The organism is Luteibacter sp. NPDC104163 (genome assembly GCF_055584245.1).
Genome location: NZ_JBVJMK010000026.1, coordinates 29,132 through 44,833, shown reverse-complemented (window position 1 = coordinate 44,833; position 15,702 = coordinate 29,132). Strand labels below are relative to the sequence as shown.

The 15,702-nt window shown below is 66.5% G+C and carries 10 protein-coding genes and 1 pseudogene; 4 read left to right on the top strand and 7 right to left on the bottom strand.

The window, feature by feature from the left end:
* Positions 1-219: 219 nt before the first annotated feature.
* From ACZ6YI_RS20740 to ACZ6YI_RS20730, 3 genes are all read right to left on the bottom strand, one after another.
* Complete coding sequence (locus tag ACZ6YI_RS20740) at positions 220-3,231, bottom strand: TonB-dependent receptor (protein WP_465780280.1); 3,012 nt, start codon at positions 3,229-3,231, stop codon at positions 220-222.
* Positions 3,232-3,366: 135 nt separating this feature from the next.
* Positions 3,367-4,377 (bottom strand): helix-turn-helix domain-containing protein, encoded by a 1,011-nt coding sequence (locus ACZ6YI_RS20735; RefSeq protein WP_465780279.1) that lies wholly within the window; start codon positions 4,375-4,377, stop codon positions 3,367-3,369.
* An 11-nt stretch (positions 4,378-4,388) separates the two neighbouring features.
* Complete coding sequence (locus tag ACZ6YI_RS20730; RefSeq protein WP_465780278.1) at positions 4,389-4,712, bottom strand: hypothetical protein; 324 nt, start codon at positions 4,710-4,712, stop codon at positions 4,389-4,391.
* A 147-nt stretch (positions 4,713-4,859) separates the two neighbouring features.
* Between ACZ6YI_RS20730 and ACZ6YI_RS20725 the strand changes: the two genes are divergently transcribed.
* The 3 genes and pseudogenes from ACZ6YI_RS20725 (at position 4,860) to ACZ6YI_RS20715 (ending at position 8,475) form a co-directional block, all read left to right on the top strand.
* Positions 4,860-5,573: a response regulator gene (locus ACZ6YI_RS20725; RefSeq protein ID WP_465780277.1), complete on the top strand. Its 714-nt coding sequence runs from the start codon at positions 4,860-4,862 to the stop codon at positions 5,571-5,573.
* 566 nt (positions 5,574-6,139) lie between these two features.
* Positions 6,140-6,964 (top strand): annotated as a pseudogene (locus ACZ6YI_RS20720) (ATP-binding protein); the annotation flags it as partial.
* Between the two features lie 68 nt (positions 6,965-7,032).
* A complete protein-coding gene (locus ACZ6YI_RS20715) occupies positions 7,033-8,475 on the top strand; it encodes a M20/M25/M40 family metallo-hydrolase (RefSeq protein ID WP_465780276.1) in 1,443 nt (480 codons plus the stop codon).
* Between the two features lie 104 nt (positions 8,476-8,579).
* On the opposite strand, the gene ACZ6YI_RS20710 is transcribed toward ACZ6YI_RS20715, so the two are convergent.
* The 3 genes from ACZ6YI_RS20710 to ACZ6YI_RS20700 form a co-directional block, all read right to left on the bottom strand.
* Positions 8,580-11,681, bottom strand: a complete 3,102-nt coding sequence (locus tag ACZ6YI_RS20710; protein WP_465780275.1) for an efflux RND transporter permease subunit — start codon at positions 11,679-11,681, stop codon at positions 8,580-8,582.
* Between the two features lie 13 nt (positions 11,682-11,694).
* Positions 11,695-12,834, bottom strand: coding sequence for an efflux RND transporter periplasmic adaptor subunit (locus ACZ6YI_RS20705; protein WP_465780274.1), 1,140 nt, complete (start codon positions 12,832-12,834; stop codon positions 11,695-11,697).
* Between the two features lie 115 nt (positions 12,835-12,949).
* Positions 12,950-13,411, bottom strand: coding sequence for a MarR family winged helix-turn-helix transcriptional regulator (locus tag ACZ6YI_RS20700; RefSeq protein ID WP_465780273.1), 462 nt, complete (start codon positions 13,409-13,411; stop codon positions 12,950-12,952).
* Positions 13,412-13,495: 84 nt separating this feature from the next.
* On the opposite strand from ACZ6YI_RS20700, the gene ACZ6YI_RS20695 reads away from it, so the two are divergent.
* Positions 13,496-14,011: an O-acetyl-ADP-ribose deacetylase gene (locus tag ACZ6YI_RS20695; protein ID WP_465780272.1), complete on the top strand. Its 516-nt coding sequence runs from the start codon at positions 13,496-13,498 to the stop codon at positions 14,009-14,011.
* On the opposite strand, the gene ACZ6YI_RS20690 is transcribed toward ACZ6YI_RS20695, so the two are convergent.
* The gene (locus ACZ6YI_RS20690) at positions 14,008-15,702 is read right to left on the bottom strand and encodes a BatD family protein (RefSeq protein WP_465780271.1); all 1,695 of its coding nucleotides are present in this window, start codon (positions 15,700-15,702) and stop codon (positions 14,008-14,010) included. The genes ACZ6YI_RS20695 and ACZ6YI_RS20690 overlap by 4 nt on opposite strands.

Genomic DNA, 15,702 nt, shown 5'->3' with positions numbered 1-15,702 from the left:
AGCTTGAAGCGCTTCGGGTACTTGGCCATGTCGGACATCTCAGGTGGGAGAAGATGTCCAACTTCTGGGGGTCACCTCACAAGCGCGCTCCCACAGAATGCACAAAAAAGGGCCGCTGGTCGGGAAGAGCCAGCGGCCTATCTGGGGAGATCTGGCGCCCGGGAGGTGAGCCTCACGGCTCGGGCGCCTTATTATTGGTATGCGGTTTGAAGCGGCTGCTTAGAAGTCGTACGTGATACCGAAGCGGACGTAACGCGGCGTGCTGTAGTACGTGACGCGGCCGTAGTTCGTGTTCGGTGCCGCGCTCGTGCCATACAACGCGTAGCTCGCCGTCGCCTTCGACTCGTTCAACACGTTGTAGACCATCACGTTGAACGCAAGTTTCTGGGCCGCCCACATCGGTCGATATTCCGCCGACAGGGAGATGATGTGCTGCCACGGCTGGCGCCCGGCGGCACCCGGGGGCGAGGCCTGGCCACCGCAATAGTGGTAGTAGCTGCCATAGCCGACCGGGTTGGTTTCATCCGCGCCGTAGTAACCCAGGCAGGTTTTCGGCGTACCCGACATGATCAGGATGTTGCCCGAGAGCATCCACTCCGGCGCGACCTGCCACGAGCCGTAGGCCTTGATCTGGTGCTTGCGATCGTTGGAGAGCAGGCCGTTGGAATACTCCATGAGCTTGCCGTAATCCCAGTCCACCGTCGCCGAGACGTCGGTCTGGCCGATGTCCGATCGCACCTGGCCCTCGGTGTTGCCGTAGCTCTTCGAGTACAGGTAATCGATCTTGCCGGTCCACGTGCCGTCGAACGGGTGCTCGAGGTAGGTCTCCAGGCCGTAGTAGCTACGCTTGGCGCTCGGCATGCCGAAGTCCGCGGCGGAGACGGTCACGCTGTCGTAGCCGCCGTTCATGTCCGCGATGCGGTACGTATTGCTGCGGCCCGGGTTGGAGAGGTAGCAGCCGTTCATGGACGACGCATCGATGTCGTAACCCATCGAAGCGGCCTTGCCGGCGATCGTGTCGGTATCGCAGATATCGTCCAGGATATTGCGCAGCTTGCGCACCTGGCCCTTCATGCCCCACACCCAGTCGCTGTTGATCTGCTGGTCGAAGCCGAGCTGGTACTCGTCCTGGTACTCGGACTTGATCGAGCTCGACGCCACCGTCTTCGCATCCGGAGACTGGCCGTACTCATTGTTGTTCGATACCGCACCACCGGTCGCCGAGGCGAGCTGGGTCAGCCCGGTCGGGTAGCCGTTCGCATCGATGCCGGTGTACGTGTAGTACTCATTCGTATACACCGAGCCCGCGGCGGCACGCAGCGCGACCGACGCCGGCATCGCGAGGTAGTAGCGGCCTGCATTGGCATAGACCTTCAGCGACGAATCACCGTTCACATCCCACGTAGCGCCGAGGCGGGGGGCCCACTGCGGCTTGGTGAGGCGGAGGAACGCCTCGCCGTTCGGGTTGTAGTTGGTGAACTGGTCGTTGCGCAGGCCGACCTGGACCAGCCAGCGGTCATCGACCTGCCAGCGATCCTCGAGGTACTGCGCACGCTGCTTCACGCGCACCGACGCGGAGGTGCTGTAGATGTACTTCGACACGTAATAGCCCGTCTCGCCACCGGCACCCGTGTTCGGTGCCGCGACGAACGGCGCATCGCTGATGGCGACATCGGGCGTGCCATAGCCATACTGCCAGGCCACGGCGTTCTCGCCGTCATCGACATCGTGGGAATCGAGGTTGTCGATACCGCCGGTGATGGTGTGGTCACCCAGCTTCCACGACAGATCGAGGCGGAGATTGCGCGTGGTCGCCGAATGGTCGGGGTTGGCGATGGTCAGCGCCGACTGGCCATTGTTGATCGTGCTGCCGCCCGTGACCCCGGGATTCTCGAGTTCCGGGTGAAGGATGTACGTCAGCGACGGGTCATAGCCCGGGGTCTCGCTGTAGTACGTCATCTTCTGCTTGCCGTACATCGCCGTGAGCGTGATGTCATCGGTGATATAGCTGGTGTACTTGGCGATGTAGACCCGGGCGTCGTTCTTGGTCGACGTATCCTGGCTGTTCAGCGCACCGGTCTGGCCGGTGTCGTAGTCATAGTCGTAGTAGTTGCCCTTGTACTGGGTCTTGCTACCCGCCCCGGTCAGCTCGAGGATATTGCTGTCATTGATGTTCCAGTCGATCTTCGTGTACCACTTGGGATTGTGGTACTCGTAACGATCGTTCAGCGAGGTGGTCACCGGCTGCACGGAGTTGGATGACTGCTTCTGCTGCTCCACCGCCGCGAAGAAGAACAGCTTGTCCTTGATCAGGGGGCCGCCGACGTAGGCGCTCTCCGTCTCGGACCACGAGTTGTTCTGCGAGTAGCGGCGATAGATCTGCCCTTCCTTCGTGCCCGTCAGGTAGTACGAATTGGGGCTCGTGCCGCGCGCGAACGCAGGCTCCCACAGCAGCTGCGCACCGAAATGCCATTCGTTGCTGCCGCGCTTGCCGCTCTGGCTGATCACGCCGCCATCGGAGCGACCGTAGGCGGCGCCATAACCACCGCTCAGGATTTCCTGCTGGTCGATCGCGCCGTACGGCAGGGTGATGCCGCCGAAGCCACTGAGCGGATCGGTCGTGTTGAAGCCGTTGAGGTAGTAGGCATTCTCGGTGACCGAGGAACCGCCGATGGAGACCAGCGTATTGCCGGTGTTCGTCGTTCCGGTGAAGCCGCTGTAGCCCGGGACTACGCCCGGCGCGAGCAGTGCGATCGCCTCGGCGCTGCGCGCCAGCGGCAGCTTGGCCAGCTGCTGCGCGGTGATCACGGTACGGGAATCGACACTGGATACGTCGACCGGCGGCAGGGCGTTCGCCGAAACAGTGACCGAGCCCAGGCTGGTTGCGTCCGTGGCATTCGCCGCCGAAGCGAACGAGACCTCGGTGCCCGAACCGACGCGAAGGTTCACGTCGTTGCGTGCATCGACGGCCTTGCCGCCCTGCATGAGGCTGACCGTGTAGGAGCCGAGCGGCAATGAGCCGATGGTGTAGCGGCCGTCGGCACCGACGGCTACCTCACGGCTGATGCCATTGGCGCTGCGCGCGACGACGGTTTCGCCCTCGGCGACCGGGGCCTGGCCGAAGATGCTGCCGGTGGTCGACTGGGCGAAGGCGGCACCGACCCCCAGGGCCAGGGCGAGGGCGACACTGATCCGGCTGCGCCGGACCGTGGATGATGGATGCTTGGACACTACGGGACTCTCCCCAGATTGAAGTGATCGGCCTGCCCGGATGCAGCGCCTGGCGTTCACCATCCCCACTGCACCGGGGCGAAGGCCGCGGGTGCCGCGCGTCATGTACGCGGTCACCGCCATTTCAATGTAGTGTTAAATCCGCGTAGCGACGTGGCATGAAACTCCGCCATCGCTCGGACTTTCCTTGGACGGATGGACGTCCATACGCGCGTTCTTGCGCCATGCGCGCGGCGACAGTCCATACGCTTCGCGGAAGCTGCGGCCGAAGTGGGTCATGTCGCCAAAACCCCACGCTTGCGCAATGTGCGCGATGCTGCGGTAGCGTAGGGACGCATCCGCAAGTTCTCGCCGGCAACGCGCAAGCCGTTCCGAGCGCACCCAGCGCATGAGCGTCATGTCTTCGTCGGCGAACAGCTCGAACAGGTAGCTCGTGGACAGGCCCACGCCCTTGCCGATCATTTCCGCGCACAGCGCGGAATCGGCCAGGTGCTCGCGCACATAGCGACGGACCTGCTCCTTGTGGTGCTGGCGAAGCTGCGACGGCGGCGGCGCCGCGTCACCCAGCATGGCTGTCGCCGCCGCGAGCATGTGCGGTATCGCCGCGACGAGTCGGTCAGCGATGGCTTCGGTCATGTCCTCCGCCTGCTCGAACAGGTCCCGAAAAAGACTGCGAAGGAAGGTCGCCGCGGCGATATGGCCATCCAGCGCCGTCGCCGTGATCTGCTCGAGCCGGGGTACCGCATCGCGCAACACGGCCAGCGGGAGATAGGCGGCCTGGATCAGTGAGCGGCCGGTATCCACGCGGAACGGTCGTGAGAGATCGACGAGGGCGAATTGCCCCGGCGAAATCCGCGCGCGGCGCCCGTGTTGTTCCACCTGGCTTTCGCCTTCCAGTTGCAGCACCAGCAACGCCGCCTGGCGATGCTCGCGTGGCAGGTGGTCGCTACTGAACACGTGCGGCGCGTGGCTCAGCGTGGCAAAGCGGAGGCGATGGCCGGCGTAGCCATCGAGCAATACGGTCTGGCCGGGCTGGCGGGCCGCTCCCTGGCCGAATTCATCCCAGAAGCGCTGGGCGGCGGCCAGGTGCGCACGCGGCGCGGGCAGCGGCGGGACGGTGCGCAGGGCGGGCTGCGAAAACGGCATGGTGTACCTCCTCACGGGCCAGCGAACGGACCGCTGAGCGGATCACCGAACAGGTCATCGTCATCGCCGTCACCGAACGGTGCGCCGTGCGGCGGTGGCCGGCGGTGCGGCGGGGGCGGGAAGCCCTTCGAGGCCATGCATTCGGCCATCATGTCCGGCGGGACCGGGTCATCAGGTTCCCCGCCGTAATCCACCCAGCAATCATCCATGGCCGCTTCGAACGCCGGACCGTGCGGCGGGGGGCGCGGAGGGTCACGATCCTGGGCGTAGGCAGCCGCCGCTGCCGTCATGGCAAAGGCGAATAACGTGGTGGACCAGCGGGGAAAAACGAACATCGGGCAGGAGCCTGCGTAGCGACGATAGGTTGCAGGCTACCGGGCGCTCGTCACCCGCCGTTGTCGCCGTGTGTCTGCTTTGTGTCGGCCACGTGCCACGCGAGACACGCGCCATGGCGCGGTTTCTGCTATCAAACGCGCATGGCCATGGACACACACGCCCTTATCCTGGTGGTCGATGATGACCCCGAACTTCGCGACCTGATTGCCGGCTTCCTGGGCGGGCACGGCTATCGCGTGCAGGTTGCCGAGAATGCCGCGCAGATGGATCGTGCCATCGCGGCCGAACGGCCCGACCTGGTCGTGCTGGATGTGATGATGCCCGGCGAGGACGGCCTCTCCGCCGCGCGCCGGCTCACGGCCGAGAAAGGGCCGCCTGTGATCATCCTCAGCGCGCTGGGTGGCGATACCGACCGCATCATCGGCCTCGAGGTCGGTGCCGACGACTACCTGGCTAAGCCATGCAACCCGCGCGAACTGCTGGCGCGGGTACGCGCCGTGCTGCGCCGGGTGAACTCCAGCGAGCCGATCGTGTCCGACGATGCGCGCCCTTACCTCTTCGCGGGCTGGCGCTTCGATGTCACGCGACGCGACCTGCGCGATCCGACCGGCATCTTCATCAACCTTTCGGATGGGGAGTTCGCCCTCTTGCGCGCCTTCGTCGACCACCCCCAGCGCATCCTCACCCGCGACCAGTTGCTGGACCTGGTGCATGGCGGCCGCACCGACGTATACGACCGCGCGATCGATACGCAGATCAGCCGCCTGCGCCGCAAGCTCAACGACCGCGCCGCCATGGAAATGATCCGCACCGTGCGCAACGAGGGTTACATGCTGGTCCCTAAGGTAAGCCGCCCATGATCCGCGCTCCCCGCCTGTCGATCTTCGCGCGCAGCTTCCTCATGCTGGCCTGTGCCTTGCTGGTGACGCCTGCGATCGGCTTCCTCGTATTCACCGTGCGCCCGCCGCAACCCGTGTCGTCGGCCAGCTTCTTCGATCTCATCAATGCACTGCGTCCCGACCAGCAGCCGCCGGATCGTCCCTACTTCGACGGCGGCCGGCCGCACGGCGACATGGGCAGGCCGCCGGGCGATGGCGGCATGCCGGGTGGGTTCGGACCGCCACGCATCACCGATATCGACGTGAGCGTACAGAAGACGCCGCCGCAGGCTACCGACGATTACGACAAGGGCGCCTCGGCACACCTGCTGGAACGGCTCGCCGGGGCGCTCGCCGTACAACGCGACCACCTGCGCGTCTTCGCGACGCAAAGCGGGCTGGGCCCCATGCCGTCGTTCGGCCGCGCGATATCGGGGCCCTCCGTCGTCGGCCTGCAGCTGGACGATGGCTCGTGGCGTGTCGTGACCGTGCCCGCCACGCCGTTCGCGGATACCGCGGGCGCGCGCCTGTTGTGGATGCTGGGCCTCGGTGTGTTGATCATGCTGCCGTTGGCGGCCGTGTTCGCCCGCGCGCTTTCCGCGCCCATCCGTCGCTTTGCGGAAGCAGCGCACCGGCTCGGCAGCGATGCCAGCGCCCCGCCCGTTCCTTCCGAAGGGCCTACCGAAATGCGCCAGGCGGTGGATGCGTTCAACGCCATGCAGGCGCGCATGAACCGCATGATGCAGGAACGCACGCAGATGATCGGCGCGATCGCGCATGACCTGCGCACGCCGCTCACGCGCCTTTCGTTCCGTCTCGATGGCCTGCCGGATCCCCTGGGTGAAAAGGTGGACGCGGATATCCGCGAGATGAAGACGATGATCTCGGCCGCGCTGGACTTCATCCGCGACCGTTCTTCGGGGCCGAACCGGCAGCCGCTCGATTTCCGCCTGCTCGTCGAGAGCGTGGCGGATGACCTGGTGGATATCGGCCACGACGTGTCGGTGCAGGCCGGCCAGGCGCTTACCGTGGATGGCGATCCCGTCGCCCTGCGTCGCGCCGTCGAGAACCTGGTGGACAACGGACTGAAGTACGGCGACCGCGTGCGCATGCGCCTGCGCATCCAGGGCGAGAACTGCGTGCTGGAGGTCGACGACGATGGCCCGGGCATCCCCGAGGCCATGCAACGCCAGGTGTTCGAGCCGTTCTTTCGCCTCGAGGCTTCGCGCAACCGCGATACGGGTGGCATCGGTCTCGGCCTGGCCAGCGTGCGGGCTATCGTCTCGGAACACGGCGGCTCGGTCGATATCCGCAACCGCCGCGAGGGCGGCCTGCGCGCTTCGGTCATCCTGCCCGCCCGGCGCCATGCATGACTTCCTACCTAGGCGCCCGCATGGGCTGCCGGGTCCATAATCGGGGTTTCCGTCCCCAGGGGTCACCCATGCGTCCAGCCATCCGTCTCCACGCGCTCGCCGCGTGCATCGCGCTCGCCTGCTCCGCCCACGCGGCCGACAAGGCCACCACCGTTCCGGCGAAGGCCGTGGCCGCCGCCACCGCGCTGCGCGACAAGGCCATGGCCGACAACACGGGCTACGATTTCGTCAGCGGCCTCACCACCGAAGTGGGCCCGCGCCTCGCCGGCAGCCCGGCGGACAAGCGTGGCGTCGAATGGACCGTGGCGAAGTTCAAGGCCATGGGTTTCGACAAGGTGTACACCGAGAAGGTGAGCTACCCGCTGTGGGAACGCCGCAGCGAGCACGCCGCCATCGTCTCGCCCTACCCGCAGCCGCTGTACGTGACGGCGCTCGGCTATTCGGCAGGCACGCCCGCCGGCGGCCTCACCGCCGAGGTCGTGGGCTTCGATACGCTCGATGCACTGAAGGCGGCGGATCCGGCCAGCGTGAAGGGCAAGATCGTCTACGTCAGCACCCACATGACCCAGCAGAAGGACGGCCACGACTACGGCATGGGCTCAGCCACGCGTACGCGCGGCGCGGTGCTCGCCGCGCAGATGGGCGCTGCGGCCTACCTGCTCCGCTCGGCCGGTACCGACCCGCACAGCCGCACGCCGCACACCGGCGTCACGGGCTTCACGAAGCCCGAGGAAGCGATCCCGGCGGGCGCGCTTTCGCTCCCGGATGCCGACCAGCTCGAGCGCGTGCTGAAGGAAGGCAAGCCGGTCACGCTGAAGCTCGACCTCGATGTCGGTTTCAAGGGCACGTATGAAGGCGAAAACGTCATCGCCGAAGTGACCGGCAAGAAGAAGCCGAACGAGATCGTCGCGATCGGTGGCCACCTGGATTCCTGGGACCTCGGCACGGGCGCGATCGATGACGGCGCCGGCGTGGCCATCGCCGCGGCCGCCGCGAAGCTGATCAAGGACATGCCGGAGCGCCCGGACCGCACCATTCGCGTCATCGCCTTCGCGAACGAAGAGATGGGCCTGTGGGGCGGCCGCGCCTATGCCGAAGCGCACGCGAAGGATGTATCGAAGTTCCAGCTTGGCACCGAATCCGATTTCGGCGCCGGCCGCATCTGGCGCATGAGCGCATCGGTGAAGCCGGAGGCACGTGGCGCGATCGAGCAGATCGCAAAGGTGATCGCACCCATCGGCGTGGCCTACGATCCGGATAAGCCCGGCGGCGGCGGTTCGGATCTGTCGCAGATGCACGCGAAGGGCATGGCCGCGCTGTCGCTGACCCAGGACGGCACCGACTACTTCGACTACCACCACAACGCCAACGACACGCTCGACAAGATCGACCCGAAGGCGCTGGCGCAGAACGTGGCGGTCTACGCGACGTTCGCCTATATGGCCGCCCAGGCGGATGGCAACTTCGGCTCGGCGCCGGGCGCGTTCGCAAAAGACGGCGCGCACGATTGACGCAGGGATGTGGGAGCGCGCTTGCGCGCGATAAGCCGACGAAGCGGTGACGCAGCTGGCTTATCGCGCGCAAGCGCGCTCCCACAGTTGAATGGCCGCACCGATCAATGGTGCGGCAACGGCTCCCCGATCTGCTTCGGCGCCACGCGCTCCTGCAGGCGGTTCATGTAGAGGTAGATCACCGGCGTGAGGTATAGCGTAAGGATCTGCGACACCACGAGGCCGCCGACCACGGCGAGACCAAGCGGCCGGCGGGTTTCGGCACCGGCGCCAATGCCCAGCGCGATCGGCAACGTACCTGCAAAGGCGGCCATCGTCGTCATCATGATCGGGCGGAAACGCACGCGGCACGCTTCGAAGATCGCATCGAACGGCGCCATGCCCTCGTCGCGCTGACGCTCCAGCGCGAAGTCGATCATCATGATCGCGTTCTTCTTCACGATGCCCACGAGCATCACGATGCCGACGAACGCGAACAGGTCCAGCGACGCCTGGAAGATCACCAGCGTAAGCAGCGCGCCCACGGCTGCGGCGGGCAGGCCCGAAAGAATCGTGAGCGGATGGATGAAGCTCTCGTACAGGATGCCCAGCACCAGGTAGATCACGAACACGGCCAGCAGCAACAGCAGGCCCATGCCCTTGATCGAGTCCTGGAACGCCTGTGCCGTACCCTGCACGCTGCCACTCAGTGTCGCGGGTAGTTTCAGTTCCGTGGTGGCGCGATCGATGCTCGCCACGGCATCGCTGAGCGATACGCCAGGCGCGAGGTTGAACGACACGGTCACCGCGGGCAACTGGCCCTGGTGGTTCACCGTCAGCACCTGCGGCTTGCGCTCGAAGCGTGCCACCGTGCTGAGCGGAATTAGCTTGCCTGTATCCGATGTGACGTACAGCCTGGACAGCACGGCAGGATCATCCTGCATGCGCCGTTCCACCTGCAGGATTACCCAGTACTGTGTAGCGGAGCCGTAGATCGTCGAGATCTGGTTCTCGCCGAACGCCGTGCCCAGCGCCGTCTGCACCTGATCCATGGTGAGACCCATCGGCGCCAGCTTGTCGCGATTGACCTGCACCATCATCGAGGGACTGTTGAGGTCCAGGTCGGTGGTGACATCCTGGAAGCCAGGCAGCTTCTGGAACGCGGTGACGAGCTTGCCCGACCACGCATACAACGCCTTCAGGTCGGTCGACTGCACCGTGTACTGGTACTGCGCCTTCGACTGACGGCCGCCCACCTGGATCGCCGGCGGATTCTGGATATACGTGCGGATGCCCGGCACCTGGGCGAACTTGTGCCGCAGCTCCTGGATGATCTCGTCCGGCGTGGTGTGGCCGCGCTCGCCCGCCGGGCGCAGCGTGAGCAGGATCGAGCCGGAGTTGATCGTCGAGCGCGGGCCACCCGCACCGACGCTCGACATGTACCCGCTGATATTCGGATCCTTGCCTGCGATCTCCGCGAGTGCCTGCTGTCGCGCCGACATTGCGGCGAACGAGATATCCGTCGGCCCTTCCGTCGTGACACGCAGCTGGCCGCTGTCGCCGGCCGGGATGAAGTCCTTCGGCACCACGGCGAACAGGAGGCCCGTGGCGGCCAGGCTCAGGGCGAACACACCGATAACGACGCGCGGATGGCGCATGCACCACGCCAGCGTCCGCGTATAGCCCGAGGTCACCGCGCTGAAGCCCGCATCGAACCAGACGACGATGCGGCTGCGCTTGTCGTGGTCGTGCGCCTTGACGAAGCGGCTGCACAGCATCGGCGTCAGCGTGATCGACACGAAACCCGAGATCAGGATGGACACGCTGATCACGACGGCGAATTCGTGGAACAGACGGCCGACGATGCCACCCATGAACATCACGGGGATGAACACGGCGACCAGGGACAACGTCATGGAGAAGATGGTGAAGCCGATTTCGCCCGCGCCCTTCACCGCCGCCTCGAAGGGTTTTTCGCCCATCTCGATGTGGCGCATGATGTTCTCGAGCATCACGATCGCGTCATCGACGACGAAGCCCACCGCGAGCGTCAGCGCCAGCAGGGAAAGGTTATCCAGGCTGTAGCCGAGCGCGAACATGGCGCCGAACGTGCCAAGCACGGAGATGGGCAAGGCCACCGCTGGGATGAGCGTCGCCGACGCGTTGCCGAGGAACAGGTAGATCACGAGCACCACGAGGATGCCGGCGAGCACCAATGTGAACTGCACGTCGTGCACCGAATCGCGGATCGAGACCGAGCGGTCGTACAGCACGTTCAGCTTGACCGATGGCGGCAACGTCGCCTCGAAGCCGGGGATCAGGGCGAAGATGCGATCCACGGTTTCAACGGTGTTCGCACCCGGCTGGCGCTGGATCGCCAGCGTGATCGAGCGCTTGCCATTGAACCAGCTCGCCTTCTGGTCGTCCTGCACGCTGTCGCGCGGCGTGGCGATATCAGAAAGGCGGATGGGTGCGCCATTCCTGTATGCGACCACCACCTGGTTGTAGTCGGCGGCGCGCATCAGCTGGCCATCCGAACGGATGGAAAGAAGCTGGCGGCTGCCATTGAGCGCGCCGGTGGCCTTGTTGACGTTCGCCGCAGCGATCGCACTGGCCATCTGGTCGACGCCGATACCGGTCGCCGCGAGGCGATCCGGATCCACCGCGATACGCACGGCGTACTTCTGCGAACCGTAGACATTGACCTGGGCCACACCCTCCACCATCGACAGCCGCTGTGCAAGCTCGGTCTCGGCGAAGTCATCCACCGTGTACAACGGCAGCGTCGACGACTGCATGGTCAGGAACAGGATGGGTGCGTCAGCCGGGTTCACCTTGCGATAGGTCGGCGGCGTCGGCATATCCTGCGGCAGCTGGCGCTGCGCCGCGGAGATCGCCGCCTGCACGTCCTGCGCCGCGCCATCGATGCTCCGGTCCAGCGCGAAAGTCACGGTGATCTGCGTCGAGCCCAGCGAACTGGATGACGTGAGCGAATCGATGCCCGCGATCGTCGACAGCTGCGCCTCGAGCGGCGTGGCCACCGACGAAGCCATGGTTTCGGGTGAAGCACCCGGCAGGCTCGCGCTGATGTTGATCGTGGGGAAGTCGACGTTGGGCAGCTCGTTGACGGCGAGTTTGGGATACGCGGCAATGCCGAAGATCACCAGCGCCGCCATCAGCAGCGTGGTCATCACCGGGCGGCGGATACACAGTTCAGGCAGGTTCACGCCGCGCCCCTCCTCAGCCCTTGTCGATGCGCACGCGCGCGCCGTCGACCAGCAGCATCTGGCCTTCGGTCACCACGCGTTCGCCTTCGGCGAGGCCCTTGTCGATCACGACCCGCGCCGCCGTGCTGGCGCCGGTGCTGACGCTACGCTGCTCCACCGTCTGGTCGGGCTTCACCACGAACACGAAGGTACCCGCCGTGGAGCTCTGCAAGGCGATGACCGGGATGCTGACGGCGTCGGTCAGGCGCGTCGTCGGCAAGGTCACTTCAGCGAACTGGCCCGGCGTGAGCCGGCCATCGCCATTCCCGAAGCGGCCTTTCAGCACGATCGTGCCGGTGGTTGCATCCACCGCGTTGTCGACGAACTCCAGTTCGCCCTTCAAGGGCTCACCCGTGTCACCGGGAATCTTTGCTTCGACCGGCAACGCGCCGCGCCGCTGGCTGGCACGCACCGCCGCGAGGCTGTCTTCGGGAATCGCGAATGCCACGCGGATCGGATCCACTTCGTTCAACACGACGATATCGGTGGTATCGGCGGTGAGCGTCGCACCGGGATACGCCAGCGGCGCGCCGGTGACGCCATCGAAAGGCGCGCTGATCGTCGTGAAATCGAGCTGCACCTGCGCGGCGCGCGCAGCGGCACGGTCGCTTTCCAGCGCGGCGCGCGCCACACCGAGGTTCGCCTTGTACAGGTCGAAATCGGCGCGACTGACAAAGCCCTTGCCCAGCATGTTCTGGTAACGCGCCAGGTCGGCTTCCGCCTTGGTCAGCTGCGCCTGGTCGCTCGCGACCTTGCCCTGGGCTTCATCCAGCGCGGCCTTCAGCGGGCGGGGATCGACCTGTGCAAGCAAGGCGCCCTTCTTCACGTGGGAGCCCGGCGTGAATGCCAGGGTCTCCAGCTGGCCATTCACGCGTGAGCGGATGTTGACCGTGGAATAGGCCTCGGCACGGCCGATGATCTTGAGCGAGAGATCGATCTCGCCACGCGTCGCGACGGCCGTGGTCACCGGCGTACCGGCGGACGCGCTGGCGCCCTTGGCCGGCTGCTGTGCGTCCTTGCCATCCGCGCCGTGCCGCCACACGCCGACACCAACGGCGGCGACCGCGACAAGACCGGCGATGAGGAGAAATTTCTTCCCTGGGGATCGTTGCATGGGGGCTCCGGCCGAAGCCTTAGCTTCGGTCGCCGCGCCGGGGAGTGCGCGGACATGGGTTTAGTCGGGACATCCGTGTTGGAAACGCAGCTTCGGCAATCGCGTTGACAGCCGTTCAGCTTTCCTCGGACGGTTCGTCCAGCGCCTGGAGGTTCTCCTTGATGCGCTCCAGGACCGCGAGCATCTGCTCAAGGTCGGCGGCGGCGATGCCCTGGGTCGAATCCCGGCGCAGCCCGCGGGAGATATCTTCCATGTCGTCGATGACGCTGCGCGCCTGGTCGGTATCGTGCAGGCGCCAGGCACGGCGATCCTTGGGATCGGGCCGGCGCTCGACGAAACCAGCAGCCTGCAGGCGGTCAATGACCCTGCCGACCGCGATCGGCTCCATGTCCAGCTGTTCGGCAAGCTCGTTCTGGCGCATGCCCGGCCGGCGGTGCAGCCACTTCAGGGCGCGCCACTGGGCACGGGTCAGCCCGAACTTCACCGCGCGACGGTCGAAATGCTTCCGGAAAAGCAACGTCACGTCGTTGAGGAGGTACCCGAACGAGATATCTTCAACTTTGGGCTGGTCGGCCATGGCAGGGTCGCAGGTCGGCTTTTCTTGCGGTGGTGGTGGGCATCGTATCCACCTGTGCCCACCCGTCACAAGCGAGGAAGAAGCATGGCACTGGAAGTGATCGAGGCGGACATCACCGGCCTGGCCGTCGATGCGATCGTGAACGCCGCCAACGAGAGCCTGCTGGGCGGCGGGGGCGTCGACGGGGCGATCCACCGGGCGGCCGGCCCGGCGCTCCTGGCGGCCTGCCGGGCCCTTCCGGAAGTACGCCGGGGCGTGCGCTGCCCGACCGGCGAAGCACGGATCACCCCTGGCTTCGCCCTCCCCGCGCGTTTCGTGATCCACACGGTAGGGCCGGTGTGGCACGGGGGCGGCCATGGTGAGCCCGCGCTGCTTGCCGATTGTTACCAGCGAAGCCTGGCGCTCGCCCGCGAAAACGACGTCGCGTCGATCGCGTTTCCGGCTATCAGCGCCGGTGTTTACGGCTATCCGGCCGGCCTGGCGGCCAGCGTGGCCGTGCGTGCCGTGCGCGACGCTCCATGGGCGCCGGCACGCGTGGTTTTCTGCGCTTTCAGCGCGGGCATGGCGGAGGCGTTCCGCACCGCGCTAGGCGGCGCCTAGCGCGGGTAGAGCGGGGGCAGGCCGCCCCCGTCACCGGGCCCTGCCACGTGGGCCCAATCGAAGCCGCCGGCGAAAGCGTCGCGGAGCATCACGGGGTCGATGCTCCCCTGGCCGAAACGAGCACGCTGGAACAACCCGAGTACGTCGCGCTGACGGCCCGGCTGGAGGGCCAGCGCGAGGTCACCGATGCCGCGGATGTCCGGGCGCGCGGAACGTGCCCACGCGAGGAGCGCGCGCTCCGTCGAAACGAGGTCGTCGCCCGCCGCAGTCTTGAGAAAATGCTCACGAGCGGGCCCCGGTCGTTGCGATTCGGCCGGCGACATACGCGGTGCATCCACCGGCGGCGGCCGCCCATGTCGCCGCGCCCAGAGAAACCACGCGGCAAGCGTGAGCAGCCACAAGAGGACGGCCACCGCGGCAAGCCACGGCCACGGGGATCCCGTGGTGGCGACCTGCGCTGGCGCCTGCGTCGCGGCGGCCGAGGTCGCCGCGGCCGGTGCAGCGGGAGTCGCTGCGATCGCCGGCGGTGTGTTCGTGACACCCGCCGCCCCGGCGGCGACCTCGATATCGCGAGCCGGGATCGTCGCGGTCTGCGCCTTGTCGGTCGCCACGTTCCACCAGTGCAGCGTGGTTTCGGGGATGTGCAGCGTGCCCGGACGCGTAGGCACCACCGCGAAGCCCTGCTGGCGACGGCCGGTGATCCAGGGTCCGCTGGTGCTGCTGCCGGTCACCGCCTTGTCGGGGTAGACATCGGCACCATCGAGCTTCGGCAATGACAACGCCGGCAATGCTTCGAACGGCAGGCCGATCGCATCCATGCGCATGTTCAGGGTGATCGGCTGGCCCACCCGCGCCTTGCCGTCGGCGGGGAAGCCATCGAGCGAGAGCGTGAGGCTGCGCGCGGGCAACCACGCGCCATCCGGTGCGCCAGCCGGTCGCGCGCGCACTTCGACGTGCTCGGGCTCCGCGACCGCGTTCACCGGCTGCCCCGCACCGAAGAAGGAGTTGACGTCGGTGGGATCGACGGCCGTTCCCTGGAAACCGGGCGCCTTGATCTCGAGCGCACCCGGGTGCTGCGGGATGATGGCGTAGTGACGCTCGACGACGTTGAATCGCCGGCCGCCGCGCGTGCTCTGGTAGTTCGCGTCCGAACCGATGCGGCGGATTTCCGCGCCTTCGGCGGAAGGGTCGCCGAGCTGGCCGTCGGCGAGGTTCACCGCGAAGTACAGGCGCAGCGTGTAATCGAACTGCTGGCCGACATAACCCGCGGAAGGTTCGACCTTACCCTCGAGCACGACCGGCCGGTTCGCCGCGTCGGCGGGCGCGCTACCGGCGGCTTCGACGGTAAGCGCGAGCGGCTGGGTGGCCTGGCCGTCGATCGTGAGCGCGGGCACGGTGAGCTGCCCTTCGCGCTTCGGGCGCAGCGCAATGCCGAGGATCGTGTGCGCCTCGCGCCTGCCGTTGGTGATGCTCAGCGTGTGGTTGGTCGATGTACCGAGCACGATGAAATCCGCGCCCAGCGGCGAGAGGTCGGGGTTGCCCAGCTCATCCTCGCCCACTTCGATATTGAGCGTGACCGTTTCACCGCTGCCCACGCGCGCGCGATCGAGCGATGCCACGGGTGCGGCCGCCTGCGCATGCGCAACGGCGACGACCAGTGAAAGCGCAAGGGCCAGCCATGCATGGCGCAT